Source organism: Halobacillus litoralis, assembly GCF_004101865.1.
GTDB lineage: Bacteria > Bacillota > Bacilli > Bacillales > Halobacillaceae > Halobacillus > Halobacillus litoralis_A.
The window spans coordinates 1,215,885-1,242,511 of record NZ_CP026118.1; the positions used below are offsets into that span (position 1 = coordinate 1,215,885).

Below are 26,627 nucleotides of genomic sequence, written 5' to 3' on the forward strand. Positions count from 1 at the left end.
CAAGCCTCATCACATTATCCTTCAACATATTCATCTATGAAACGATCGATTAAATCGAATGTAAATCCTTTTCTATAAAGCCCTGATTTCACTTTCTGCTTCAGTTCATATCCTTCAGCTTTGGACTGAAACTTACGCAACAGTTTCTCTCCTTGATACACGACAGCCTCCCATTCTGCATCTTCATCCTCTTCTTCAGGCAGATTGGCCAAAACTTCTTGAATGACATCCCCTTGGAAGCCTTTTTGCATCAGGGTCTGGTGCACATTTTGGATTTGCTGACGATGAGATTTACGTCCATCGCTTTTCAATTTCTTTTCAGCGAATTTGAGCGCCTTGTCATACTGCTGATCGAAGGAATACTGAAGAATCGCTTCCTCTGCTTTGGGGGCAGCAACGCCTTTTTCCAGTAAATCTTTTTTTACGAGGAGCGGTCCTTTGCTGGAGGTCATCACCCTCGTCCTTACTAAAGAATTAGCAAACTCCTGATCGTCTATTAACCGGTCATTTTTCAAGCGGGTGACAATCTCATCAATATGTTCAGGATCCGTTTCTTTTCCCTTGAGATAATCCCGTATCTCTTTTTCAGAGCGCATACGGTAGCTTAAATAATTGATGGCAAGGGTATATGATTTATGTAGCGTATCTGTTTGGATGAGTGCTTGGATAGTCGCTTCATCAAGGTCCATATTCTTTTGAAGACGATGTTCGATTAAGACATCCTCTTCGACACTGAAACCATACTCCTCCCCTTTTCCATGGTCTAAAAAAATGTTGTATCGGCTTTTATGCTTTTTCTGGGTAGTAATTCGCGTAAGTTTTGCCATCTTATTCACCTCTACTTTCCATTTTATCATGCTGTGTAACTTGAGGTCATGAATAGGAATCGCAAAAGTTTATTTAGAATTATATATTTACACTCTCACTAATACAGGAGGAATAAACATGAAAATCGCTATTACTGGTGGAACTGGATTTGTAGGCAATCATTTGACTTCACAACTAAAAAAAGAAGGGCATCATGTGTACATACTGACAAGGAGTCCTGAAAAACATTCAGACTCTGAGCGTGTCACTCATGTCGGTTGGCTTAAGGAAGAACATAAGCCCGAAGAGCACCTTCCTTCTTTGCATGCGATTGTAAACCTTGCAGGGGAATCATTGAACAGCGGGCGTTGGACAGAAGAACGCAAACAATCTATATTGAATAGCCGTATTCAGGCGACTGAAGGTGTTCTTGACCTGATCGCACGTTTACCTGAGAAGCCGGAAGTTCTTATCAATGCTTCTGCGGTCGGGTATTATGGCCAATCAAAAACGAAGAGTTTCACAGAGGAAACAACAAAACCAGGGAATGATTTTCTTGCCAATGTTGTAGTTGAGTGGGAAGAACGAGCATCAAAAGCGTCCGAAAAAGGGATAAGGACAGCTTTTGTACGTTTTGGACTTATTTTAGGAGAAGAAGGTGCTTTACCTAAAATGGTCCTTCCTTATAAACTCATGATCGGTGGTAACTTAGGTACAGGAGAACAATGGATGTCCTGGGTCCACATTGATGACGTGGTCGGGTTGATAGAATTTGTCCTTCACAACAAAAATATCCATGGCCCTCTAAATGGTACTGCCCCGAACCCAAAAAGAAATAAAGATTTCGGTCACACGCTTGGTGAGGTATTGAATCGGCCACATTGGCTGACCGCTCCTTCGTTCGCTTTAAAAACTGCTCTTGGTGATATGAGCACACTCCTTTTAAACGGTCAATCCGTCATACCAAAAAAAGCGATTACAGAAGGGTATACATTCAAATATCCTGATTTGAAACCCGCATTACACGCTATCCTTTCCAAGTGAACCAATTCCCAGAACGAAGCTGAGCGCCAGCTTCGTTCTTTTTATGATCCAATTCGTTAAAATCAAGTATAATAATGGTAATACAAATCGAAGGGCTGTATGTCTATGAACACAATCATAAAGAACATCAATATCCACCCCATCACTTCCAAGGAGATCAAAAACGGCTTTGTACATGTGATTGATGGAAAGATCCATGATTATGGTCAGACGATTGAATTCCCTGATCACGCAGAATATATTGATGGAAGAGGCAAGGATTTATATCCTGGTTTTATTGATGTCCACACACACCTTGGACTCTATGATGAAGGCACAGGGTGGGCGGGCAGTGATGCAAATGAAACCATTGAAGCCATTACTCCGCATTTGCGCGCTATCGATGGAGCACACCCTCTTGACCCTGCCTTTTTTTCAGCTCGGAAAGCGGGGGTTACTACAGCCCACATCATGCCGGGCAGTGCTAATATGATTGGTGGCACAACATCAGTCATCAAGACTGTCGGACATACCATTAACCATATGATTTTAAGACCGACAGCTGGTTTGAAATTGGCTTTAGGTGAGAACCCGAAGCGCATCCATTCCCAATCCAAAAATGCGTCCATCACCCGCCTCGGAATCATGGGGACTCTTCGAGAAACTTTTTATGCGGCAATGAAAAATACGGAGCATGATTTACGTGTCCAGCCCATTCTCCAGGCCTTGAATAAAGAAATTCCTGTACGGATTCATGCCCACCGCGCAGACGATATCATTACAGCCCTTCGCTTCGCTGATGAATTCGATCTCGACCTGCGAATCGAACACTGTACAGAAGGGCACCTGATCGTGGATGAATTAGCAGGGAGAGACTTGCAAGTATCTGTAGGTCCCACATTTACGCGGGCGTCTAAGATTGAACTCCGCAATAAGACATGGCAAACCTATAAAATCCTGCATGACCATGGAATCAAAGTATCTATAACGACAGATCATCCTTACACTCCTATACAATACTTGAATATTTGTGCAGCATTAGCCGCTCGCGAGGGGTTGGACATTGAAGATGCATTGAGAGGGATTACCATTACTCCAGCCAAAAACTTAGGTGTCGATGATCGCGTAGGCTCTATAGAAAAAGGAAAGGATGCCGACCTTGTTTTATGGAGCGGCCATCCTTTTGAATACTTATCAAAACCGATTTGGACGATGATTAACGGGAAGATGGTATATTTCCAAGAATAATAAGCGCTTATATAAGCATTGCCTTCTTCTTCCCCGCCCTCTTAAATAAACTGTGTTAAAGAGCTCTTTAACTAGAATAAAAGGGTATCCTACCATTTTTCACACATGAAAACGTTAGGAATTCTCCCTTGAAAAAATTAATAATCCATTTACAAATAATTCGTTCACTTTTTTTAAAGTTTGGATTATTATAAGTTTAGATGATCTTTTATAAGTTTTTCGTATAGGGAAGGCAAATGGTGCGCCACCAGTTATAACACTGGTTCTAGTGGGTTCGATTCCCACCCCGGATTTTTGTGAGCAATTGATAAAAATTCGAGGGTGGCCAGAACCGGCCAGTGGATGCCTTTTCCCTATGCGTGCGGCCACCCTCCTCATTCAAGGAGGGATTTTTTATGCTGAAAAAGCGTGATTTACATGATGCCCCGGTTTTATTTGAATTGATGGTGCACCCCGAAGTTTTTCCTTATGTCCGCCATAGAGCTGCATCCAGTGATGAATTTTATTTTTTGACTAAACAAACGATTGAAGCAGAAGATCGGGGTGAATTGATTTCACGTACCATCCTTGATGAGTGGGGGCAGCCGATCGGGACCATCAATTTGTTCGACCTAACTGAAAACAAAGGCTTTTTGGCGACATGGCTCGGACGCCCATATTTTGGAAAGGGATACAATAAGTTGGCAAAGGATGCGTTTTTTGAAGAATTGTTTTTTCAATTGAATATCGAAGCTATTTTTATGAAAATCCGTAAAACAAATGTGCGTTCTATGAAAGCTGCCTTGAAAATACCTTATGTTACCTCAGCGAATGAAGCTTACCCTGAAGTTCTTTCCCGCATTAACCGCATCGAGGACGTCTACGATTTGTTCGTGATTACAAAAGAGCAATATTTATTCCATTACTATGGCGATCAGGAACAAAATGAAGAAATGTTAGAAGCATAAGCCTTCGCTTATGCTTTTTTGATAGACCTGTTTGTTTCATCATTGTATGTTATCAACTTTATCCACAGGGTTGTGCACGATGTTAATAACCTCTTGTTATACCCCTTCAAATCACATTTGCGTTATTTTCAAGTTGTTGATATTCCTTCAACTGATTTCTGTGGATTGTGTGGATAAATACAACTTATGACTATGGAATCAACGTTCAGGTTGTGGATATCAAGTGTAAGAAGGAAAAGGCACATTGGTCTCATGAATATTTTCCTTCAGCAACCCTTCGATAGGAAGTATGATTTCGGGGGTTCCATGGACGCCTGCAGCGATTTCAAACTTATTGAATACCAGTACCAGGTGATCCTCTTGTAAGTAATAAGCTGTGTTATCCCTCACACCCGCAAAGGGCTCTTTTATATACATGTCGGGATCACTCTCGAGTACTTTCTTCACTTCATTGTTCAAGCGATCCATATGGACAAAGTCATTCAACATTTTGATTGAACCGTCATCCATATCATCAAAGTTAATGGAAGTAACAGTTGAATTGTACCGGTCTCCTTGAGTAATATGGGAAGTCATCACAACTGAATAAAACTTCTTTTCTTTATAAACCGTAGTTTCTTCATAATAAAGAGAAGACACCCCCATAGTTTCATTTGCGCCCCTCTTCACCATCCGAAAAGTATCCTCTAACTTTTGAACAATCTTATGATTGATATCCTCTTGCATCTCTTCATTCTCTAAACGTTCAAACAACGGATAATCTGCATGGATTTCCCAATTCTCTGTAACTTGATCCTTATGCACAATTTTGTATTGGCTTTCAGCTGTTACGCCTCCACTATGCATTAATATCATACAAAGCATCAGCATAATAATCGAAAAGGTTCTCAAAACACATCCCTCCTGTATCTGTTAGTTTGACCTAAATACTGAAAACTAAAGAAACATGGGACGTTTTTTTCATTTAAAATTACGTCATTCATTGAAGTGAAAGTGAGTAATATCATTTACTCTTTGATAGCATAAAGGTACAAACGCTCGCGTCACATGACTTTACAATAATCCTTTCACACCGGGTAAGCGAGCTTGTGGAAGAATGGCGAGGTAATAATTGGAGACTTTATGGATGTAACTCATATCAAACAAGTAGTCACAGACTGCTTCTTAATTCCCGACGAAAAAAAGCGAAAGGATAAATTACCCTCTCGCCTTTTGCTTATTATTATTTGAGGAAACTTTTATCAACAAGTCCGGTCAAATCCGGCTTTTCTTTAAGGAACTCAAGTTCGTAAGAAGAATTTGCGAACTCTTGGAGGTGTTTTTCTTCGATTTCATACGTAAAATCGATACGTTCCCACGCTTGATCAATAACTCCTTTGGAAAGCTCCTGATCTGTGATTTCCTTAATTTTATCGATGGCTATTTGTTTTGCTTCTTCAGGATTTTCATTGATGAAATTAGTTGCTTTTTTATGAGCTTCTACAATGCTTTCGACCATATCAGGGTTGTTCTCAACCAATTCCTGGGAGGTAACAAAAACTGCAGCAGGCAATGTTTCACCATAAGCTACATCTGGTGTATCTACGAGGACTTTACCCTTCCCTTGTTCTTCAATAGAGGAAGCCCATGGTTCAGGTACTGTAGCAACATCCACATTTCCCGCTTCAAATAAGCTTGCATACGTAGCAGGTTTCCCTGTGACATGCTTCATTTCTCCACCAATACGATCGGAAGTCATCCCATACTCTTCATGCATCATCGTTTCAAATTGAACATCATGGGTACATCCGACTCGTGGAGAGATAAATGTCTTGCCTGCTAAATCTTCCGGTGAGCTAATGCCTGCTCCTTCTCTCGCCATAATCACAGTCCCACCTGTAGAACCAGCTGCAACGACATTGATTTTGGCTCCACTGGTAAAGTGGTTCATGGCTGGTCCTGGACCGACAAGCCCCCCTTGAATATCTCCTGTTTCAACTGCCGTCATAAATGAAGAACCATCAGGGAAGTACTGGTAATTCACTTTGGTTCCATCAGGAAGGGTTTCTGAATAAAGGTCTTGTTTCTCTGCTACCATTCCGGCAACGTGATTGATATTAGGAAAATAACCAATTGTTATTTCGTCTGTATTTTCTCCGTCAGAATTGGCACCTGCATCACTTCCGCATGCCGCTAATACCAAGCTAAGTAAAGCTAAAGTGACGATTGATAACCACTTTTTCATATTTTCTCATCTCCGTTTCTATGTTTTAAGTAAACCCCAGCGCTTCATCACATTTTTCTCAAGCTTGGAAAAGACGATTTGATCAACAACAGCACCAATGACTCCAATAATAATAATAATGGCAATCACTTGGTCCATTCGTGCATAATCCTGTGCATACCTTAGCGAGTAGCCTAACCCAGGACCATTACTCAACAGTTCACCGGCCATAAGGGCTCTCCAACTGAAAGCCCAGGCTAAACGAAGTCCTGTCATGAAATAAGGAATGCTTGATGGAATCTCTACTCTGAAAAAAAGAGGGATCCCATTCGTCCCCATCGTTCTAGCAGCCCGGATTAGGTGTGGGGGCACACTGTGAATCGCTGTACGTACATTAAGGGCCATAACAAATGTCCCCCCTAATACAACAACAAAAACTACCGCGAATTCGGAGAAACCAAAGAGCATAATTGCTAAAGGTACCCATACGATACTAGGGATACTTTGTAAAGCGATTAAATACATCCCGGCAGTTTCGTCAGATTGTTTAGATTTCCCGAGTAATACTCCAATCACCGTACCGAACAGGATGGCAAGCGATAACCCCATAAATAAATGTCGGAAACTTGCGCCTAATGCTTTTATGAAATCTCCATCAGCAAATCCCTCAAAGAGAGCTCCGCCTACTTTCATTGGAGAAGGAAACACAATATCTTCAAACACCCCTAAAGCAAAGACCAGTTGCCAAATACCAACGACTACGACTAAAAATCCTATCCTTTTAATGGCTAAATTCATGACTGAGCTCTTCCTTCAACACTTTATTGATCTCGGTTTCAAGCAAATTCATTACTTTCCTTTCCAGCTCGATGACATCAGGATTTTCTCTTCTCCTTGGTCGAGGAAGATCAATCTTGAAATCAGCGATCACCTTACCGGGACGAGTTCCCATCACTACTACTCGATCCGATAACTTTATAGCTTCTTGTATACTATGAGTAACAAATAAGATCGTTTTCTGCGTTTCCTGCCAAATCTTCATCAATTCATCATGTAAGATATGTCTTGTCTGCTCATCCAAAGCTCCAAAAGGTTCATCCATCAAGAGTATTTTCGGATCCATCGCGAGCGCTCTGGCAATAGCTACCCTCTGCTGCATCCCACCTGATAGTTCATGTGTATAGTTTTTTTTGAAACGACTTAAATGAACCATTTGTAAAAAACGGTCCACACGTTCTTCGGCTTCTTTTTTAGGCCAACTACTTTTCAGAGGAAAGAGCACATTTTCCTTAACGTTCAACCAGGGAAATAGCGATGGTTGCTGGAACACCATCCCTCGATCGGGTCCGGCTTTTTTTATCGTTTCCCCTTCCAATACGATGGAACCTGAAGTGACCTCTTCAAGACCAGCTACCATTGAAAGCAATGTGGATTTCCCGCAACCTGAAGGACCAAGTAAAGAAACGAACTGATTTTCTTCTATACCCAAGTCAATATCAGAAAAGACTTCGAAGCTTTCTTCTCCCCCTCCATTGAAGGTTTTCCCTACGTTGTTCAACTCTAAAAACAAGCCCCCACCCCCTTAACATTATAATTCCTATCGAATTACTGTGCTTTATGATTATAGTATTAGATTATACATTTGTTCTGAATAATGTGTCAATGAATACCGCTATTACTTTCGTTACTAATTGTTACGTTTCAAACTTGGCCATTTGTGTTAAACAAAATATAAGTCTCACACAAAAGAAAGGTGGTTATCTTATGAAGGAGATTATTTTCATTCAAACTGGAACTGGCATTGACGTTCACGGTCAAAATGTTACGAAAGCAAGTGTGCGCGCTGTTGAAAATGCCATTCATTCTAACTCCATGCCAGGGATTCAACAGGCTTTACCTGACGAGTCTTTGGATAATATGAAAACCCACGTAAAACTAGCTATACCTTGTGACCATGATGAGTTGAACCATAAGAAAATAAAAGAAGCTGTCCCTTATGGAGATGTGGATATCAAGCTGGTAGATGGCGGTATGCGTACAACCAGCGGAGTAGTCTTAAATGAAGAAGACGATCATAATGACCAAATGTATATCGTCAACGCTTCAATCGAAGTCGGTTATTAATCAAAAGGTCAGGGAGCAGCTCCCTGACCTTTATTGTGTTACGATAATGAAGAAAAGAAAGGTGGAGTGAAAATGGATCAATTGATGTTCATCCAAACTGGGATGGGGACCGATGTACATGGACAAAACGTAACGAAAGCTTCCGTTCGCGCTATCAAAAATGCAATACATACGAACTCGATGCCAGGAATCCGTTCAGTCCTTCCAGATCAGTCCCTCGACAACATGAAAATTAATGTGAAGCTCGCCCTTCCGTGTGATCATGAGAAATTAGATCATGAAGAAATCCGGGCAGCCATTCCTTATGGAGAAGTCACTATTAATGTGGTGGATGGTGGAATGTTGACGACGAGTGGAATATTATTAGAAGAAAAAGAAGATAAGAATGATTTGATGTACATCGTAAATGCGGCAATTGAAGTCGGCTATTAAAAGAGCCTGGGACAAAACGATAACTGCCATCGGAAAAGACCCAACAAATGAGTAGAATGGAACAAATGGAGCGTAGGCAACATACGTAGACTCCCTCCTGCGGGAACAACACGAGCGGAAGCGCCCGGAAGATGGCCGTCTCCGCTGAAAGTGAAGTATGTTGAAGCTACTGAAGAACTGCAACTTTCTGAGTTGTGCATCAAAGAAAGGCCGGGCAGGACGATTTTATCGTTCAACTCGGCTTCTTTACTTCGATGAAACATATATAAATCAAAGAAAATCACTTTTTTCAGATAGGCCTCGTTGATTCCACGATGAGCGTTCGGTGGTGACGCCTGCGGGAAAAGCACGAGTCGAAGATCCACTTGGTCAAGTGATCTCCTTGACCAAGTTAGCTGAGGCCGTGCCCGCGGCAAGCATCCACCGACAAGCGATTCGTGAGAAGCAACAACAAACTTTAACAGTTCCTCTAGGTTGAAAAGTGTTTTTCAGTGGCCTCAAGTATGTTGCCGTAGCGGCGTATGCATTTATGGCTTCATAAAGAAAACCCGAACAAATTAGTTCGGGTTTTCTAGTGGACAAATTCTTTCATCCTTTTCGCTTTCATTCATTTATTCACGGTCTTCAGATTCTTCCGCCTCATCCGCACGATCCATATATTGCTCATAATGCTCGTTACGCTCGAAATTGACATGATCAGAACCTCTATAACCGTGGATATCCGTTGATACGAATGGCTCAAATGCTTCTGCATATCCAACCCCATCCTGATTATCCATCACAGATGAACCGTCATATGTCATGCTGCTTTGATTGAAGGAAGCTACTTGTTCATAAGCATTCTGTTCATTGTATGCAGGGTCTTCTGTGTCACGCCCGTAATCATTCTCAAGATCTGAAAGAACTTCTTCTTCAATAGGACGGTCTTCAGACACCTCTTGATTCGATGCCATATCTGCAATTGTCCGTGCAGTAGGCACAGCTCTCAAGCGTTCTTCAGAAATAGTTTGACCAGTTTTTTCGCAAACACCGTAAGTCCCTTGGTTCATTTGTTGTAAAGAATACTCGATATCTGACAGCTCTTCCTTCAAATGTCCTAACAATGCCAGATCTTTTTCTCTTTCATAAAGTTCAGTCCCTGAATCTGCAGGATGATTATCGTATTGAGAAAGCTCTCCTGAGGACATATCACTTGCAAATCCACGCTCCAGACCAAAGGCATTATTTTCGATTAAACGTTGTTCTATTTCATATTTACGTTCTTCCAATTGCTTTTTATAATGTGTGTAATCCATTGGTATTCCACCTCTGATTGATTTTCCTTTTTAGTTTGGACTAACCTTCAGTTGATATACACAAAACCACTTGCAAAGTAAAGGGAAGCAGAAACGATCAAGTCACTTTGTGTTCCACTCAGTTAAATAAATCTAATTATGTAGAATTAAACAATGAACCATAAAAAAAGCAGTTCAGATAGGAGAATTTCTTGTCTCCCGAACCTGAACTACTTATAAATTTTTTTATTTTCTTAACGCTTGCAGGAAATCTTCTTTCAAGTCCTCGATATCTTCAAGACCGATTGAAACCCGGACGAGGCCATCTGTGATGCCTAAATCTGCTCGCCGCTCCTTAGGTATAGAGGCATGAGTCATCATAGCAGGCACTGAAATCAGACTTTCCACTGCGCCCAGGCTTTCAGCTAATGTAAAGTAACGGACGTTGCGGAGAACCTGGTCTGCTTTTTCTCCACTTCCGACATCGAAACTGATCATACCGCCATTTCCTCGTGCCTGTTTCTGATGGACCTCACTACCTTTGTGCTCTTCAAGGCCGGGGTAGTAAATATTAGACACCTCTGGGAGACTGGTCAAAAATTCCACAAAATTACGTGTGTTTGCTTCAATTTCTTCCATGCGAATCCCCAAAGTCTTTATCCCTCTCATGAGCAGCCAAGAATCTTGTGGGCCTAAAATTCCGCCAGAAGAATTAAGCACAAAATGTACGTCTTCAGCAAGCTGCTCAGAATTGACGACAACAAGACCGGCAACAACATCACTATGTCCACCAAGATATTTCGTTGCACTATGCACCACGATATCTGCCCCTAAATCGATTGGATTCTGCCAGTACGGGGTGCTGAACGTGTTATCCACGACGAAAGTTAAATCGTGTTTCTCAGCAAGTAAAGACACTTCTTTCAAATCCGTGATTTTCAACAATGGATTCGTTGGTGTTTCAACGAAAATGGCCTTCGTCTTCTCGGTGATTGCTGCTTCAATATTTTTCCTATCACTTGTATCAACAAAACTTGCCTCTAAACCAAAGCGGTTGATCACTTTTGAAACAAGCCTGTAAGTCCCGCCATAAACATCGTCGGTGAAGATGACATGATCGCCATGATTGAATGTCATCAAAACAGCAGTGATGGCTGCCATACCAGAACCGAAAGCAAATCCGCGGTGGCCGCCTTCCAGTTCTTTGATTAACTCTTCCAAAGCGAATCGAGTAGGATTTCCGGTCCGTGAATACTCATACCCCCGGTGCTGGCCAACGCCGTCTTGTGCATACGTACTTACTTGATAGATGGGAACACTGACTGCCCCTGTTTTTTCATCACCCGTAATTCCACCATGAATCAGCTGTGTTTTTTTCCTCATTTCTTCACTCCTCGTATATTCCTTGACTTAAATAACGTTCACTACTGTCTGGAAAAATAGTGACAATCCGCGTTCCTGGTTCCGCTTGTTCCGCTTCTCTTAAAGCCGCTTCAAAAACGGATCCGGATGAACTTGCCACCAGCAACCCTTCATTCATGGCAAGTTCTTTTACACGCCTGAATGCTGCTTCATCTGAAATCGTGTAAATGGCGTCAAAATATTGGCTGTTCATATAAAACGGGAGGAATTCCATACCAATTCCTTCCGTACGATGCGGCCCGGCATTCCCGCCATTCAAAATAGAGCCTTCCGGTTCGACGATGACCGTTTTAATGGCTTCATCCTGCTCTTTCAAATAACGAGCGGCCCCCATGAACGTCCCTCCCGTCCCAGCGCCTGCAATAAAAATGTCTATGTCGTCATTTAAATCACTGTAAATCTCCGGTCCGAGCGTTTCATAATAAGCATCAGGATTTGCTTGATTATTGAACTGGGATGGACTGAATGAGTCTTTTATCGTATGACAAAGCTCATCAGCTTTATCAATCGCACCTTTCATCCCTTTTTCCGTCGGCGTGTTGACGACTTCTGCACCAAGTGCGCGCATCAGGGTTTGTTTTTCCTGACTGAATTTTTCAGGTGTTACGAATATCACACGAAATCCTTTTCCTATCGCTGCAAGGGCTATTCCAATCCCGGTGTTCCCTGCTGTTGCTTCGATAATGGTCCCACCTGGTTTCAATACTCTTCTCTGCAACGCGTCCTCAATCAGTTTTAAACCCAGGCGGTCTTTGATACTACCACCTGGGTTCATGAATTCAAGCTTAGCAAAAATTCTAGCTTGATTCGGGATTGCTGAATGAGTGAGTTCGATCATAGGTGTTTGACCAATCAATGATTGTATATTCTTCACGTAACTCATTACATTCTCATCTCCCGTTTATTGAAAAACTTCCGTCCATTCGTCACGTTGATTCAATAACTCTCTTGCAAGCTCTTTTGCGCCTTCAAGGCTGTGGCTAGCTGCGAAACCACATTGTACTTCATTGCAAGCTGGTACCTCTTCTGCTTCAAGAACATCTTTCAACGTATTTTCAATGACATTCAACACGTTATCATAACTGTCATCATTTAATACAGCCAAATAAAATCCTGTCTGGCATCCCATTGGGCCGATATCGATGATCCGCTCATGATGGTTACGGCTATTTTCCGCCATCAGGTGTTCAAGAGAGTGTAATGCCGGCATGTTCATATGTTCTTGGTTCGGCTGTTTGATCCGAAGGTCATACTTATAAATTTTATCACCATGATCTCCTTCAGTAACTCCGACAAGACGTACATAGGGGGCTTTCACTTTCGTGTGATCCAGGTTAAAACTTTCTACATTCATTTTAGGCATGTAATCATTCTCCTTTTTTTGCCTGAATGAGCCAGGCGTATTTGTTCAATTTTTCAAAATTCACCTTGAAACCCTGGTTTATAAACATCTCTTTTAATTCTTCTAGATAGGCATAGTATTCTTCCTGCAAATCTTGAGCTAAATTTAAGAAACCACTCTTTTCAGCGTTTTTAACCAGTGATTGTTTGTGATCTTTATTTTCAAAAAGGGTGTCGATGAAGATGACTTGCCCCTCTTTTTCTAAACGTCCATGAAAACTTTTTATTGCAGTCTCTTTTTCCTCTGTTGTCAGATGATGAAAAGCGAAAGAACTGACAATTGAACGGATCGGGCTTAGCAGATGAGGGTACTCTAAAAAATTCCCATCATATATGGCAGCTTCCGGACATTTGACTTTGGCGATCCTCCGCATTTCCGACGAAGGCTCGATACCAAGAACGACTTTGTCTTGGTCGACCATCTTCCGTGTCAGATTAGCCGTGCCAACCCCGAATTCCATAACAGGGGATATGGATAGTTTTGCTAAACGATCCAACATTTCATCGTACCCTTCAAATACTTCCCGATATTCAGGATCTTTGCCAGCTACTGTATCATCATATGAACTCGCCCATTGGTTAAATAGGTCGACGAATTCGATCCCCATTAGCTTCATCTCTCCTCATTATTTATAATTCCTATCAGCAAACTCGGAATTATACATTTATTAATGTATCATATTTAAGAAGATTGCTCAATGGTATAGGCTTTAGACTTATTTTCCAGATGAATTTTGGATATTTTAACGATTTGGGCATAAAAAAAGCCCGGAGCGAATGAACTCCGAGCTGATATTCAAGCTACCTTTTTCGTTTATTATATTTCTTCTTAGGACGCGGCCTCTCGTCATTTTCTCTTTTTCCTGGGGAAAGGTCCTTTACTTTGCGTCTTTCTATTTTTTGATCGATTTTATTCTCTATGACTTGGAGGGCTTGTTTATCTTTAGGAGCAGCAAACGTAATCGCTATGCCTTTGCCTCCCGCTCGACCTGTACGTCCGATCCGGTGAATATAACTATCTGCATCCTGAGGGATATCATAATTGAACACGTGCGTGATCCCTTCAACGTCAAGTCCTCTTGCTGCTACATCTGTCGCAACTAAATATTGAATTTTTGCGTCACGGAAACGCTGCATCACTTTTTCCCGTTTAGCCTGCGAGAGATCACCGTGAAGCTCATCCACCTCATACCCCTTTGCAACCATAGCATCATTCAACTTTTTAGCACGCCGCTTTGTACGGCAGAAGATCACGGCTAAGAATGGACGATGTTCGCTCATGATTTGCAAGAGAGTGTCCTGTTTTGCCCTGTCTGTTGTTTCATAAAGCAGTTGCTTGATGTTAGATACGGTCACCTTTTCTTCTTTAACCACAATCCGCTTTGGATTTTTGGTGATTTTCTTACCCAGGTTTTGGACTTGTTGAGTAATGGTCGCTGAGAATAACATGGTCTGGCGATCTTGAGAGGTTTGATCCAAAATTTCCTGGACATCAGGAAGAAAGCCCGCCTCCAACATTTGATCCGCTTCATCTAGAACCAGATGACGAACGTGTCCAAGGCTCACAGTCCCGCGACGCAAATGATCCAGCATACGTCCAGGTGTCGCGATGACAATATGTGCTTTGCCGTCCAGCTTGTTTGCTTGCTTGGCTACATCTTGTCCACCATAAACCGCCAACACGTGAGCATTATCCGGTTTCAATTTCGTCACCTCATGCGTGATTTGAAGTGCCAGTTCCCTCGTAGGCGTGATGATGATCCCTTGTACATGTGGGCTCTCTATATTAATATTCTTCAAAATCGGCAATAAAAAGGCGAAGGTCTTTCCTGTTCCGGTTTGTGCCTGTGCGATAACGTCCTGCCCTTCCATTAATGCAGGAATCGATTGCTCCTGGATAGGGGTCGGGGTCACAATTCCTTGATGTTTAAGTTTTTCTGATAAGTGCTGTGGCACTCCTAATTGTTCGAATGGTTTCATATATCGATCACTACTTCCTTTTTAAAAACATTAACCCTTATTGTACCTGAAAAAACACATTTATGTGCAGCTCTTTGTAAATCTGCTTCTAAACGTTTTTAGAAAATGGCTTCATGCCTCCCTGCCTTCATCCATATATTTATAAAAAGGACATCGTAAAGGAGGCCATCCATTGAACATAAAAGTAAGAAGTGGTGATACACTTTGGTATTATGCCAACCTCTTCAATATACCTTTAAATTTAATTATTGATTCTAACCCGCAAGTCAGTCCTACTTCACTTATGATCGGACAAACGATAAAAATTCCTGGTTATCAAACGAGTTCTTATAAAATACAGTCCGGCGATACATTCTGGAAAATCGCTAGTGAAAGAAGAGTTTCCATCGATACTTTAGCTCTTTTGAATCCTGATCTGAATCCCAGGCAGCTTCAGATTGGCCAGCAGGTTCTCATACCTGTGCAAGTAACATACCGTGTCGTGAATGGGAACCGGCCATATGACTTCCAAGTACTTATGAACGACATAAATGAATTGGATGAGATCTACCCTTTCGTCCGAAGAGAGACCATCGGCCAGAGTGTGATGGGGAAAGAACTGGTTGAATTGCAGATCGGAAAAGGGCCCAAAGTGGTGCATTGGAATGGATCTTTTCATGCAAATGAATGGATCACCTCAGCGGTCATCATGCAATTTCTGAACGATTATCTTTTGGCGCTGACGAATAGAGAAAACATCCGTGGTTTAGAAATCAACCCCTTTTACAATCAAGTAACCATCTCTATCGTACCAATGGTCGATCCCGATGGGGTAGACCTCGTAATTAACGGTCCGCCAGAGGGGGAGTTTGGGGAACAAGCTCTAAGAATCAATCAAGGGAACACTGATTTCTCTGGTTGGAAAGCCAATATACGCGGTGTCGATTTAAACAATCAGTACCCTGCTAAGTGGGAGGTGGATGCAGCGCGGAAACCGACAGAACCCGCCCCCCGTGACTTCCCTGGATATCAACCACTTACAGAACCAGAAACGGTAGCGATGGCAGAGCTTGCAGGAGCACGAAACTTTGAAAAAATGCTCGCTTTCCATACACAGGGTGAAGTGATCTATTGGGGCTATGAAGGGTTAGAACCTCCAAGATCAATGACAATCGTGAATGAATTCGGCCGAGTGAGCGGATATGAACCAATCCGATATATAGATAGTTTTTCAGGATACAAAGACTGGTTCATTCAGGATTTTCGCAACCCAGGATTCACTGTAGAACTTGGGCTAGGTGTAAATCCATTGCCTCTCAGTCAATATGATGAAATTTATCAGGAAACCATCGGAATCTTTTTGGCGAGCCTATATATGTAAAATCAAAAGCAGAAGTGGCGGAAGATTCCTGCATAAATTGCCAGCCCCGCCACTAAGACGACCAAAGCCAATCCGATTCTTATTCAGGCGGCCTGGGACCTGCATTCTGGAATTACAAACTCCATCCATTGGCATCATATATTCATCAAATGAAAATCCCGAAGCTGGCATATCGCCCCTCCGGGATTTTCATTCATTCAAAGTCTGTACGTTTCATATGTCCTTCGTGATCTTTAACAATCTTGAGAGCTCGTTCATACTCTTCCTCTTTAATAGTAAAGTGTAATACATGGGTCAAGTGTCTTTTATCCGAAAGCGCTCCATTCTGATCGTGTTTAGGAGAAATGACCTCTGTGAAATTGAAGGTCCCTCCTCCGGAATTGGTAGACCCTGCTAAAGGCACGATGGGAGTCAAATCTGTATCTTCAGGAATCGCTTCAACCATTTCCTGATTGACATTCAGCTTTTGCAGATCTGTCTTTGCACTTTCTGCATTGTTTTCTGTTTTAAAATACGCTTGGACGAATTTAGCCATATTCTTCAATCCCTCTCTAAAAAAAAGTGGTACTGTTATATTAGCCTTCACAAAGATTTTCAAACATTCCCCCATACCTGGAAAGTCGGTTCCGTTGATTTTGCGTGGATAAATAAGGTCTTGGAAATGGCTCGCTTTCCGCGGAGAAGTTCCCAAACGCCCCTTCTCCCACCCAATATCCCGGAATCGAATCTTCCAGTACACTGCACTTTAACGGGATCACATGGACGTTTAATAGTGGCAAACAATATATAAAGAGCACCTCCTTAGGAGAGATGCTCTTTAGCTAATGCAACTTGATTAAAGACTTGTTTGAACCCCGTTCCACCTTCACTGTTCCTTGCTGCAACCACCTGGTGCGGAGCCAGTTTTTCATAAATATCACCTTCGAAAAGCGCCGAGAACTCTTGATATTCTTCTAAAGTGAGATCAAGTAAATATTTATCATGTTCAATCGCGTAAAGTACAACCTTCCCAATCACCTCATGCGCTTCACGGAACGGTAGCCCTTTGACCGTTAAATAATCGGCAATATCTGTTGCGTTCGAGTAATCTTCTTTGACAGCATTTTTCATCTGGTCACCTTTCACTTCCATGGAGGTAAGCATCGGTGCAAGAAGAGAAAGTGCGCCTTCCAGCGTTTCCACCGTATCGAACATGCCTTCTTTATCCTCTTGCATATCCTTATTGTAAGCAAGTGGGAGTCCTTTCAATAAAGTTAAAAGTCCCATCAGATGACCGTAAATCCTTCCTGTCTTGCCACGAAGAAGTTCGGGAACGTCCGGGTTTTTCTTTTGTGGCATAATACTTGAGCCTGTACAGAAGGCATCATCCAGTTCAATGAATTGGAATTCCTGACTACCCCACAAAATCAATTCTTCAGATAACCGTGAGATGTGTGTAATTAATATAGAAGAAACTGATAAAAACTCAAGGATAAAATCACGATCACTCACCGCATCCAACGAATTAGGATAGGGTTGATCGAACCCTAGCGCGTCTGAGGTCATTTGGCGATCGATCGGGTATGGAGTCCCAGCTAAGGCGGCAGCTCCCAATGGGGACCAATTCACACGTTTCAAACTGTCCTGCAAACGTTCTTTGTCACGCTCGAACATCCAAAAGTAAGCAAGCAGGTGATGAGCGAAGGATACAGGCTGAGCCCGTTGCAGGTGGGTATAACCAGGAAGAATCGTTTCTACATGAGTTTCCGCTTGTTCGACCAAGGAGGATTGAACTGCTTCCAATAGTTCAATTAAACCTTTCGTCTTTTCACGTAAATACAAATGCATATCAGTCGCCACTTGATCATTCCTGCTTCTACCTGTATGAAGTTTTCCACCGACGCCACCAATTTCATCAATTAAGAGGTTTTCGATATTCATATGAATATCTTCATGTTCCACTGAGAAAGTGACTTCCCCACTTTTCACTTTCTCCTCGATAGTAAGCAGCCCGTCTTTAATTTGCTTTACTTCCTCCATGGTGATGATATCGCAGGACCCAAGCATATCCACATGAGCCATACTTCCTTGGATATCCTGCAGGGCTAATTTTTGATCGAAACCGATGGAAGAAGTGTACTCTTCCACCAGTTTGTTTGTCGGTTTTGTAAAACGACCTCCCCACAATTTACTCATGAGCGCTCACCACTGTTTTATCGAGGAGGCTCTCTCCTTTATGCACATCAGCATGAACTTTCGTTGGCAGACCCCAAAGTTTGATGAATCCGACAGCTGCGTTGTGATCAAAGGCGTCTTCTTTTGAATACGTAGAGAGTTCTTCGTTATATAAGCTGACCGGTGACTTTTTACCGATAACTGTGTGATGTCCTTTGAACAGTTTCACTTTCACTGTACCTGTTACTACTTGCTGTGTGGAATCAACAAAAGCTGAAAGTGCTGGCTGTAAAGGAGAATACCATAGTCCATCGTAAATGATTTTCGCAAGCTGCTGATCGACATTGACTTTGTATTGGGAAACCTCTCTCGTTAAAGTCAAAAACTCCAGTTCTTTATGGGCATTGATTAATATCATTGCAGCAGGGTTTTCATACACTTCCCTCGATTTGATACCGACGAGACGATTTTCAGTATGGTCGATTCTGCCGATTCCATGTGTGCCTCCAAGCTCATTCAAATGCTCAATCAATGGAACGAGCTCCATCTTTTCGCCATTCAACCCGACGGGCTTACCTTCTACAAAATCGATTTCTATGGTTTCAGGGGTGTCTGGTGTCTTCTCAATCGGATTCGTCCACGCATAAGCAGCTTCCGGCGCCTCTTTCCACGGATCTTCTAACACCCCTGCTTCACAAGCACGCCCCCATATATTAGCATCGATTGAAAATGGATTTTCCAAATTGACCGGGATAGGAATTCCGTTTTCTTCTGCATAAACGATTTGTTCGTCACGTGTCATTCCCCATTCACGGACCGGTGCAATTACTTCAAGTTCCGGATTCAACGCCTGGATCGATACTTCAAAACGAACCTGATCATTTCCTTTTCCTGTACAACCATGTGCTACAGCCACAGCTCCTTCCTGTTCCGCTACTTCAACAAGAAGTTTAGAAATCAACGGGCGGGAAAGTGCAGAAGACAAGGGGTATTTCCCTTCATATAGAGCATTCGCTTTTAGTGCAGGTATCAAGTATTCCTCTGCCAACAACTCTTTCGCATTAACCATGATCGCTTTGATCGCTCCTACATCCAGTGCCTTTTGACGAATTGACTCAAGATCTTTTCCTTCTCCGACGTCAAGACCGAGAGCAATCACATCATACCCATACTTTTCTTGAATCCATTTCACTGAAATTGATGTATCTAATCCACCTGAATAAGCTAATACTACTTTTGGTTTTGCCATGTCAAAATTCCTCCTTATTTTTGTCCATTAAAAAATCCGTCTCCTACTCATGTAAGAGACGGATTCCGTATTTATCATCCGCGGTGCCACTCTCATTGTCTACTGATATAGACCAACTCGAAACTGATAACGGGGGTTCCCGGTCCAGGCTACTCGCGTTCACCGAACTTCTCAGAAGTGCGCTTCCGTATGCGTCGACCACCAGGCTTCCACCGACCCCGGCTCGCTTTGATCTCCTTCATACGTACTCTCTTCATCAATGAATGTATATTTATTATATATTGTTTATAATTATACAAAACTGAGATCATAAGTCAACAGAGATTTCAAAATAATTTTATAGAAACTTAGTTTAAAAGAAAGCACCCCCAGCATGAGACTCATTTCATGCGTACTTTCTTTTTTAAGAAGTCACCAAAAATAAGATTTTATTCTTTGAAACAATCCATCAGGACTTCATTTAAGAACAATCCGTCTTCCTTTTTTCTGCCCTTCCATGTTAAACTTGAAAAAGGAAAAAAATAAAGTCTGCTATCAAGCAGGAGAGGTTCTAGCGACACCCTCTATAAAAAACTAAGGATGGAACTGTACCTTGCCTTAGGTACGGTTTTTTTGTAGTTTTGGGTGTGCAGAATTCTCTTTTTATTCACAAAGGAGAATTTTTTTATGGAAAAAAACAATAAAGCTGTCGTTGTCTTCAGCGGCGGTCAAGATAGCACGACCTGCCTTTTTTGGGCAATGAAGAAATTCGATGAGGTTGAAGTCGTCACTTTCGATTATAACCAACGACATAAGGAAGAGATTGAAGTAGCTAGAGAAATTGCTGGGGAAATGGATGTTCGACATCATGTCCTCGATATGTCGTTATTAAACCAATTGGCTCCTAACGCCTTGACTCGTAATGATATCGAAGTGAAAGACGGTGAAGACGGTGAATTACCTTCCACATTTGTTCCTGGGCGTAACCTTCTTTTCTTATCTTTCGCAACTATCCTGGCAAGACAAATCGGTGCTAAACATGTGGTGACAGGCGTGTGCGAAACAGATTTCAGTGGATACCCGGACTGCCGGGACATTTTCATCAAATCATTGAACGTAACATTGAACTTGTCCATGGAAGATGATTTCGTCGTCCACACCCCTCTGATGTGGCTAGACAAGGCTCAAACCTGGGAAATGGCAGATCAGCTGGATGCTTTCAATTATGTCCGGGAAAAGACGCTGACCTGTTACAACGGAATCCGTGGCGATGGTTGTGGCGAATGCCCTGCTTGTCAATTGCGACGAAATGGTCTTGAGACATATGTAGCGCAAAAAGAGGTGAATCAATAATGTATGGTTTTACAATTGTGGAAAACCTACAAAAAATCGATCAGGACATCAAACGCCAGGAGCTTAAATACCATCAAAAGCGTGTAATGGTCAGTAAAGAATTTTCCTTTGACGCTGCCCACCATCTCCACTGTTATGAAGGTAAATGTAAAAACCTCCATGGGCATACCTACAAAGTGATTTTCGGAATTAGCGGCTTTGTCGACGACATCGGTCTCGTCATCGATTTTGGTGAGATCAAGAAAATTTGGAAAGAACAAATTGAAATCCATCTCGATCATCGATACTTGAACGATACATTGCCAAATATGAACACAACAGCTGAAAATATGGTCGTATGGATTTATGAGAAAATGGAAGAATCACTTGAGTCCGACCAAAAAGATTGCCGAGTGGAGTTTGTTAAATTGTATGAAACACCTACAAGCTTTGCAGAAGCACGAAGGGAGTGGATGACCCATGAATAAGTTCCCTGTCCTGGAAATTTTCGGACCGACCATTCAAGGAGAAGGGATGGTCGTCGGCAGGAAAACCATGTTTGTCCGCACCGCTGGCTGCGATTACAGCTGCGCTTGGTGCGACTCTGCTTTTACATGGGATGGCAGTGCAAAAGAAGATATCGAACGACTGACTTCTGAAGAAATCGTTGCCCATTTAATTGAAGAAGGTGGCAGCCAATTTGATCACGTCACTATATCAGGCGGTAATCCAGCATTATTAAAGAACCTTCATGAATTGATTGAACCACTACATGAAGAAGGGATAGAAGTGGCCCTTGAAACACAAGGAAGCCGCTGGCAGGATTGGTTTTTGGACATCGATGATCTGACGATATCACCGAAACCGCCAAGTTCTAAAATGGATACGAACTGGATGGTACTTGATGATATCCTATTCCGTTTACGTGAAGGAAGCCGTTTATCGCATACAAGTTTAAAAGTCGTCATTTTCAATCAAGAAGATTTAGGTTATGCGGAAGAAGTTCACCAGCGTTATCCAGAAGTACCCTTTTTCCTTCAAGTCGGTAACGATGATTTAGAAGAGAATGAATCAAGTTCACTGGCGAGTCATCTACTTACTCAGTATGAATGGCTGATCGATCAAGTGGTTGCTTCTTCAAGACTGAACCGGGTCCGTGTCCTTCCTCAGGTTCATGCACTTGTGTGGGGAAATAAACGCGGGGTATAAACTGCAATAGAAGAGGAGCTCCCAGTTACAGAGCCCCTCTTCCTATTTTTTAAAAACCCTCATTGTGTACTTTTTCAATCCTGCTGCTTCACATGGCATTTCATATACTTGCTGCATTCCTAAACCAGTGAAGATCTCTTTGTATTTTCTCGGAAAAACCCTCCAATGATTGTAGTTTTCTGCTTCCACTATAATCAAATAACCAGAAGTTATTCGAACAATCTCGTTGAAGATCCATTCGCTATCAGGATGAATATGTTCAAGAACAGCCATTGTGAACACCATGTCAAATTGGCCATCTTGAAGTGTAGGGATGAAATCTTCTACAGAAGCATTGTTAAGGTCAGCTTTATCTGCCAGTTTTGGAAAGCTTTTTTTCAATTCTTGCAGCGCTTCTTCACTTATATCAATCCCGGATAGTTGTTCATATCCATGTTCAAAAAGATGATTTAAGTTTCTGCCGACATTACAGCCGATTTCAAGAACTTTAGCATCTTTGTCTACGTACTTCTTCACATGTGGTGTAAGAAATTCACTGCGTTCAACCTTATTTTTGTATCGGTCTGGAAAGCTATTGTTCACCCAGTAATCATGTATTTCATCTTTCGACCTGTGATGATCATTTGTCATTACTATCCCCCCTATTTTTCAAACATAGGATAATATATGACCGTTTCTATTATATTGTTTCAGCGTTTTGGCAAAGAAATGAAAACGGGCGGATCCCTGATGAATCCGCCCGACCTTTATATTCGCTTCTTTTGATCATAGTGTCCTTTCACGACCACGGCAGCATGGACTGCACCCGGCACATAAAACAACATCGTCAAAATCAAATTCAATAATGCCTTCATCGGCTTTCCTGTGAAAAGGACAGCCAAAGGAGGTAAGAATATCACTAAGATGTATAACATCGATGCTTCACTCCTTTATAGTATCTACTCCTGACTATTCCCTCTTTTCCAAGATTTATAACTTCATTTGGCGGCGCCGTTGATGCCAAATAGTGATTTCCAGTGCTACAATACAGACGATCAGCCAAGCGAGACCGAATAAAAAGCCTGCAGCAATATCTGTGAAGTAATGAACGCCTAAGTAAACACGGGAAAAACCGATCAAAAGAATTAACAATCCTAAGGTGATGTTGATCAACCATTTCCATTGTTTTTTTAATGGACTGATAACAAACAAATAGATAATAAATCCATAAAAGACAATGGATCCTGTTGAGTGGCCACTAGGGAAGCTGAACCCTGTTCCATCATGCTCCGCAAGCACTTCTGGCCTTTGTCGTTCGAAAGTAATCTTCAACAGCTTTGTCAATGAACTGATACCAATCATGTTGACCATGAAGTATATGGCCACCCAACGGCTGTATGGGGAAAAGAAGAATAAATAGATGAGTACTGCCACTGAAGCAATGGTGAGTACCAGCACTGATCCTAATTCCGTGATCCAGCCCCAAGCAGTATCCAGCCAAGGAGTACTGGTCGACGTAACAAAATCAGTAGCCGTGCGATCAATGAAGAATTTTTCCTTTTCCAGTACATCTGCAGCAAGTTCTGTGAAAAAGTAAACCGCCCCTCCTATAATGGCAAAGCCTGCCAATATTAAAATGAGAGAGGCTTTTGAAAGATCACTAATCTTTGTCCCTGAAAATAACATCCGCTTCCTCCTTACCTTGCATAACCGCTGTTAAAGATGGTTCCCCTATTTATTAGTATGTAAAACTATTTTGAACCCCGTTGGACTTTATACCACTTCACCCTCCCACCTAAAACCTATATTCACAACTAATACATATCAAAATAGAAATATATCTGAAGGGCAGCCTCAGGCTGTAAAATGATGAAACACCTAGGGTCTTAAAGAGGTCACTGAAGAACTGCAACTTTGGAGTTATGCATCAAATAAAGAAGCCGAGTTGGACGATTTCATCGTTCAACTCGGCTTCTTTCAATGTACATGAAAAAAGGTTTTCTTTGTTTTAAATAGAAAACCACTCTTCTTAAATGGCCCGCTGTTGATTCCACGAGGAGCATTCTGTGGTGACACATGAGGGGACAGCACCACCGACAAACGATTCGTGAGAAACAAAAACAAACATTAACAGCTCCTCTAGATTGAGAAGTCTTTTTCAGTGGAATCTTTTTAATCTGGGGTTTTTTATCCTACAATCCAGAAGAAGCTTCAAGCCTTCTTTTAAGAACTTCGTTATCAATGCTTTCAAAGAATTTCAAAGCATGCTGATTAAATTGGGGGTACTTTTCGATATTACATACATGCCCACATTCTTTTAAAATCAGTAATTCTGCTTCCTTTTCTTTTCGCACGTGTGTGGTAATCCCCTTCAAGAACATATGATCCTCTTCGCCGGATATATACAGCTTGGGGATTCGATTTCCTTGCTTTCTCAATGTTCTGTATATCATATGGGCGTCCTTCACCGTGAATAACCAGTTGATATAGGAGCTTTTACCAAGCTTTAGTGCTTCCTTTATGAATACATCCCTTGATTTTTTATGATTCCTTTTTGGTAAGACAATATAGGCGAAGGTCACAAATGGAATCATATAAGGTAATAATGATCGGACTGGGAAGGTCAGTGTGAATTTTCCGAGTGCCTCTCCCCACCACAACCATTTCCCGACAGCACCTGATAATACCATGGATTTGATCCGTTCGGGAAACTTAGTGGCTATATCCTGCATGACGATCGTCCCCAATGAAACACCAACCAAGTGAGCTTGTCGTACACCCACTTGATCAAGGAGTTCTATCACTTTCTTACTCGTAAACGCCAGGACATTTTCTTCCCCGGTGAAATCCGGTGATTTCCCATGTCCAGGCAGGTCGACAAACAGGAGGTTATAATCTTCCTTAAAATGACTTATCTGCCTGTTGAAAATCGTATAATTTCCACCAAACCCGTGAAAAAACACAATCCATTCTTTACGTCTATCATTGATATGGGCTTCATAGTTCAAGGGAATCCCTTTTCCCTTCATCATAGTTATCATAGTTGTCTTATTACACCCTTTACATTGACCCTAACGCCCGGAAATGATCGTATCAAGTACCTCTTCATTGAAGTCGAGAGGTAGCTTATTACTTTCTTTCAACAATTGCTGGGTGTTTGAATCGTCAAATGTTAACGTCCTGTTCAAATACTGATGGAAGACTTTCATAGGTTGATTGAACTTCGCCTCTTGTTCTGTTAATTCCCCTTCAAAAGATGTAGGCACCAACTCGACCTGGTTGAAGCGAAGGTTGTTTTTTAACGTATCGAACACCATTTGGTTCGTCGGCGGATGGGAGTTTGTAATATGATAGATTTCATTCCTTTTCGCATGGTTCAACCCCAGCACTAATACATCCACCACATAATCTACAGGCACCAGATTCTGTGCCGTATCACTGTTACACAAAAACTTGACCTTCTTGAGTGGTGTATCTTTTTGTCTTTCCATTCGTTTTTGAAGAATTTCAAAACTTCTCATCACACCATATAAAGCAAACGTTGTTTCAGCTTCTCCTGTTTTTGAGTCTCCTACAATAATGGAGGGGCGGTAAATATTCACATTAAACCTGTCCCTATAGGTATAAACTAGATGTTCGGCCTGACATTTACTTTTTTCATATTCATTCACAAATGATTGTTCCATGGAATGTAATTCTTCTGTGGCATGTACTTGATTGCCTAACGTATAAGCAGTACTTACATGGGAAAAGTTATCCACTTCAATCTCTTTCGCGAGTTCTAACAGGTGTCTTGTACCTTCGACATTCACATGGTAAGTTCTCTCTTTTTCTCCATCATTGAAAGACAGATAAGCCGCCATATGGTAAACGGTATCGATCTTTCCCTTCAATTCTAGTACCTTCTCATCATCCAGACCTGCCCTGGGTTCTCCAATGTCACCCATAAATAAATACAGTTTTTCCCTTATATGCTTCGGAACGGAGTCTATTAAATGATTGGCTTTTTCTTCATTTCTAACTATGGCATAAACAGCATGGCCTTCTTGTAGTAAACGCATGGTCAACCTCTTGCCTACAAATCCAGTCACGCCGGTTAAAAGTATATTCATGATGTTTTCCCACCCATATATCTATTTGCTAAAATTTTACACTTGTAAAGACTTTTGCACATAGCAAAATTTTAACACATTTTAAGGATAGAAATCACCCTTAAGTGTTCCTTTCCATACATAACCAGTGTAAAATCAATTTAAAGTGGGAGATAGATTATTTTCCCCTTGATTTTTTTTCGTGCTCTATATAAAATAGAAATTGTCCGCAAATCTTATGGGGCATTAGCTCAGCTGGGAGAGCGCTTCGCTGGCAGCGAAGAGGTCATCGGTTCGAGCCCGATATGCTCCACTTCCTAAAAACCCCCTTTTTCTGTGATTTCACAGAAAAAGGGGGTTTTTGTGTTCTCTCTATCAAAATACCTGCGAAACTGCTCGTTTTCCGTAACTGA

29 protein-coding genes, 1 tRNA gene, 1 riboswitch and 1 other annotated feature are annotated in these 26,627 nt (G+C 41.8%); of the genes, 11 read left to right on the forward strand and 19 right to left on the reverse strand.

Annotated elements, in window-relative coordinates; translation table 11 throughout:
* Positions 1–14 precede the first annotated feature (14 nt).
* Entirely contained in the window at positions 15–827 is an 813-nt protein-coding gene (recX, locus tag HLI_RS06175) for a recombination regulator RecX (protein WP_128523959.1), read from the reverse strand.
* Positions 828–945: 118 nt separating this feature from the next.
* On the opposite strand from recX, the gene HLI_RS06180 reads away from it, so the two are divergent.
* The 3 genes from HLI_RS06180 to HLI_RS06190 all read left to right on the forward strand — a co-directional run bounded on the left by HLI_RS06180 (position 946) and on the right by HLI_RS06190 (position 4,025).
* On the forward strand, positions 946–1,851 hold the full coding sequence (locus tag HLI_RS06180; protein ID WP_128523960.1) for a TIGR01777 family oxidoreductase: 906 nt from the start codon (positions 946–948) through the stop codon (positions 1,849–1,851).
* A 105-nt stretch (positions 1,852–1,956) separates the two neighbouring features.
* Positions 1,957–3,078 carry an amidohydrolase gene (locus HLI_RS06185; protein WP_128523962.1) on the forward strand — a complete coding sequence of 374 codons (1,122 nt, stop codon included), beginning with the start codon at positions 1,957–1,959 and terminating at the stop codon, positions 3,076–3,078.
* A gap of 395 nt (positions 3,079–3,473) precedes the next feature.
* The gene (locus HLI_RS06190; protein WP_128523964.1) at positions 3,474–4,025 is read left to right on the forward strand and encodes a GNAT family N-acetyltransferase; all 552 of its coding nucleotides are present in this window, start codon (positions 3,474–3,476) and stop codon (positions 4,023–4,025) included.
* Between the two features lie 219 nt (positions 4,026–4,244).
* Here the strand turns inward: HLI_RS06190 and HLI_RS06195 are convergent, their stop codons facing one another.
* The 4 genes from HLI_RS06195 to HLI_RS06210 form a co-directional block, all read right to left on the reverse strand.
* Entirely contained in the window at positions 4,245–4,916 is a 672-nt protein-coding gene (locus HLI_RS06195; RefSeq protein ID WP_128523966.1) for an RsiV family protein, read from the reverse strand.
* A 331-nt stretch (positions 4,917–5,247) separates the two neighbouring features.
* Entirely contained in the window at positions 5,248–6,249 is a 1,002-nt protein-coding gene (locus HLI_RS06200) for an aliphatic sulfonate ABC transporter substrate-binding protein (protein WP_128523967.1), read from the reverse strand.
* Between the two features lie 18 nt (positions 6,250–6,267).
* Positions 6,268–7,026 carry an ABC transporter permease gene (locus HLI_RS06205; protein ID WP_128523968.1) on the reverse strand — a complete coding sequence of 253 codons (759 nt, stop codon included), beginning with the start codon at positions 7,024–7,026 and terminating at the stop codon, positions 6,268–6,270.
* The gene (locus HLI_RS06210) at positions 7,010–7,798 is read right to left on the reverse strand and encodes an ABC transporter ATP-binding protein (protein ID WP_128523970.1); all 789 of its coding nucleotides are present in this window, start codon (positions 7,796–7,798) and stop codon (positions 7,010–7,012) included. The genes HLI_RS06205 and HLI_RS06210 overlap by 17 nt, the downstream gene beginning before the upstream one ends.
* A gap of 194 nt (positions 7,799–7,992) precedes the next feature.
* Between HLI_RS06210 and HLI_RS06215 the strand changes: the two genes are divergently transcribed.
* From HLI_RS06215 to HLI_RS21530, 3 genes are all read left to right on the forward strand, one after another.
* The gene (locus tag HLI_RS06215) at positions 7,993–8,352 is read left to right on the forward strand and encodes a Lin0512 family protein (RefSeq protein ID WP_128523972.1); all 360 of its coding nucleotides are present in this window, start codon (positions 7,993–7,995) and stop codon (positions 8,350–8,352) included.
* A gap of 72 nt (positions 8,353–8,424) precedes the next feature.
* Positions 8,425–8,784 carry a Lin0512 family protein gene (locus tag HLI_RS06220; RefSeq protein WP_128523974.1) on the forward strand — a complete coding sequence of 120 codons (360 nt, stop codon included), beginning with the start codon at positions 8,425–8,427 and terminating at the stop codon, positions 8,782–8,784.
* Positions 8,785–9,109: 325 nt separating this feature from the next.
* Positions 9,110–9,262, forward strand: coding sequence for a hypothetical protein (locus tag HLI_RS21530; RefSeq protein WP_164908504.1), 153 nt, complete (start codon positions 9,110–9,112; stop codon positions 9,260–9,262).
* Positions 9,263–9,395: 133 nt separating this feature from the next.
* Here HLI_RS21530 and HLI_RS06225 read toward each other — a convergent pair whose 3' ends face one another.
* The 6 genes from HLI_RS06225 to HLI_RS06250 all read right to left on the reverse strand — a co-directional run bounded on the left by HLI_RS06225 (position 9,396) and on the right by HLI_RS06250 (position 14,861).
* The gene (locus HLI_RS06225) at positions 9,396–10,079 is read right to left on the reverse strand and encodes a TraR/DksA C4-type zinc finger protein (RefSeq protein ID WP_128523976.1); all 684 of its coding nucleotides are present in this window, start codon (positions 10,077–10,079) and stop codon (positions 9,396–9,398) included.
* A 225-nt stretch (positions 10,080–10,304) separates the two neighbouring features.
* A complete protein-coding gene (locus tag HLI_RS06230; RefSeq protein ID WP_128523977.1) occupies positions 10,305–11,441 on the reverse strand; it encodes a bifunctional cystathionine gamma-lyase/homocysteine desulfhydrase in 1,137 nt (378 codons plus the stop codon).
* Between the two features lie 4 nt (positions 11,442–11,445).
* Entirely contained in the window at positions 11,446–12,363 is a 918-nt protein-coding gene (locus HLI_RS06235; protein ID WP_128523979.1) for a PLP-dependent cysteine synthase family protein, read from the reverse strand.
* 18 nt (positions 12,364–12,381) lie between these two features.
* Positions 12,382–12,843 carry an S-ribosylhomocysteine lyase gene (locus HLI_RS06240; RefSeq protein WP_128523981.1) on the reverse strand — a complete coding sequence of 154 codons (462 nt, stop codon included), beginning with the start codon at positions 12,841–12,843 and terminating at the stop codon, positions 12,382–12,384.
* 4 nt (positions 12,844–12,847) lie between these two features.
* A complete protein-coding gene (locus tag HLI_RS06245; protein ID WP_128523983.1) occupies positions 12,848–13,489 on the reverse strand; it encodes a class I SAM-dependent DNA methyltransferase in 642 nt (213 codons plus the stop codon).
* Between the two features lie 193 nt (positions 13,490–13,682).
* On the reverse strand, positions 13,683–14,861 hold the full coding sequence (locus HLI_RS06250; protein WP_128523985.1) for a DEAD/DEAH box helicase: 1,179 nt from the start codon (positions 14,859–14,861) through the stop codon (positions 13,683–13,685).
* A gap of 172 nt (positions 14,862–15,033) precedes the next feature.
* On the opposite strand from HLI_RS06250, the gene HLI_RS06255 reads away from it, so the two are divergent.
* The gene (locus HLI_RS06255; RefSeq protein ID WP_128523987.1) at positions 15,034–16,221 is read left to right on the forward strand and encodes a M14 family metallopeptidase; all 1,188 of its coding nucleotides are present in this window, start codon (positions 15,034–15,036) and stop codon (positions 16,219–16,221) included.
* Between the two features lie 193 nt (positions 16,222–16,414).
* On the opposite strand, the gene HLI_RS06260 is transcribed toward HLI_RS06255, so the two are convergent.
* From HLI_RS06260 to HLI_RS06270, 3 genes are all read right to left on the reverse strand, one after another.
* Positions 16,415–16,756 (reverse strand): hypothetical protein, encoded by a 342-nt coding sequence (locus HLI_RS06260; RefSeq protein ID WP_128523989.1) that lies wholly within the window; start codon positions 16,754–16,756, stop codon positions 16,415–16,417.
* A gap of 266 nt (positions 16,757–17,022) precedes the next feature.
* Positions 17,023–18,396 carry an argininosuccinate lyase gene (gene argH / locus HLI_RS06265; protein WP_128523991.1) on the reverse strand — a complete coding sequence of 458 codons (1,374 nt, stop codon included), beginning with the start codon at positions 18,394–18,396 and terminating at the stop codon, positions 17,023–17,025.
* Positions 18,389–19,624: an argininosuccinate synthase gene (locus HLI_RS06270; RefSeq protein WP_128523992.1), complete on the reverse strand. Its 1,236-nt coding sequence runs from the start codon at positions 19,622–19,624 to the stop codon at positions 18,389–18,391. The genes argH and HLI_RS06270 overlap by 8 nt, the downstream gene beginning before the upstream one ends.
* Before the next feature lie 51 nt (positions 19,625–19,675).
* Positions 19,676–19,893 (reverse strand) — a binding site (T-box leader).
* A gap of 269 nt (positions 19,894–20,162) precedes the next feature.
* Positions 20,163–20,207, forward strand: a riboswitch (PreQ1 riboswitch).
* A gap of 83 nt (positions 20,208–20,290) precedes the next feature.
* Between HLI_RS06270 and queC the strand changes: the two genes are divergently transcribed.
* The 3 genes from queC to queE are packed head-to-tail and all read left to right on the forward strand — an operon-like array spanning position 20,291 to position 22,144.
* Positions 20,291–20,956 (forward strand): 7-cyano-7-deazaguanine synthase QueC, encoded by a 666-nt coding sequence (gene queC / locus HLI_RS06275; protein ID WP_128523994.1) that lies wholly within the window; start codon positions 20,291–20,293, stop codon positions 20,954–20,956.
* Positions 20,956–21,423, forward strand: coding sequence for a 6-carboxytetrahydropterin synthase QueD (gene queD / locus HLI_RS06280; RefSeq protein ID WP_128523996.1), 468 nt, complete (start codon positions 20,956–20,958; stop codon positions 21,421–21,423). The genes queC and queD overlap by 1 nt, the downstream gene beginning before the upstream one ends.
* Positions 21,416–22,144, forward strand: coding sequence for a 7-carboxy-7-deazaguanine synthase QueE (gene queE, locus HLI_RS06285; RefSeq protein WP_128523998.1), 729 nt, complete (start codon positions 21,416–21,418; stop codon positions 22,142–22,144). Before queD ends, queE begins: the two co-directional genes overlap by 8 nt.
* Before the next feature lie 42 nt (positions 22,145–22,186).
* On the opposite strand, the gene HLI_RS06290 is transcribed toward queE, so the two are convergent.
* The 5 genes from HLI_RS06290 to HLI_RS06310 form a co-directional block, all read right to left on the reverse strand.
* The gene (locus HLI_RS06290; protein WP_128523999.1) at positions 22,187–22,774 is read right to left on the reverse strand and encodes a class I SAM-dependent methyltransferase; all 588 of its coding nucleotides are present in this window, start codon (positions 22,772–22,774) and stop codon (positions 22,187–22,189) included.
* Positions 22,775–22,890: 116 nt separating this feature from the next.
* Positions 22,891–23,058 carry a YqaE/Pmp3 family membrane protein gene (locus HLI_RS06295; RefSeq protein WP_128524000.1) on the reverse strand — a complete coding sequence of 56 codons (168 nt, stop codon included), beginning with the start codon at positions 23,056–23,058 and terminating at the stop codon, positions 22,891–22,893.
* A 55-nt stretch (positions 23,059–23,113) separates the two neighbouring features.
* Positions 23,114–23,809 (reverse strand): phosphatase PAP2 family protein, encoded by a 696-nt coding sequence (locus HLI_RS06300; protein WP_128524002.1) that lies wholly within the window; start codon positions 23,807–23,809, stop codon positions 23,114–23,116.
* A gap of 506 nt (positions 23,810–24,315) precedes the next feature.
* Entirely contained in the window at positions 24,316–25,164 is an 849-nt protein-coding gene (locus HLI_RS06305; RefSeq protein WP_128524004.1) for an alpha/beta fold hydrolase, read from the reverse strand.
* Between the two features lie 30 nt (positions 25,165–25,194).
* Complete coding sequence (locus HLI_RS06310) at positions 25,195–26,235, reverse strand: SDR family NAD(P)-dependent oxidoreductase (RefSeq protein WP_128524006.1); 1,041 nt, start codon at positions 26,233–26,235, stop codon at positions 25,195–25,197.
* Positions 26,236–26,454: 219 nt separating this feature from the next.
* On the opposite strand from HLI_RS06310, the gene HLI_RS06315 reads away from it, so the two are divergent.
* A tRNA-Ala gene (locus HLI_RS06315) sits at positions 26,455–26,527 on the forward strand.
* Positions 26,528–26,627: the final 100 nt, after the last annotated feature.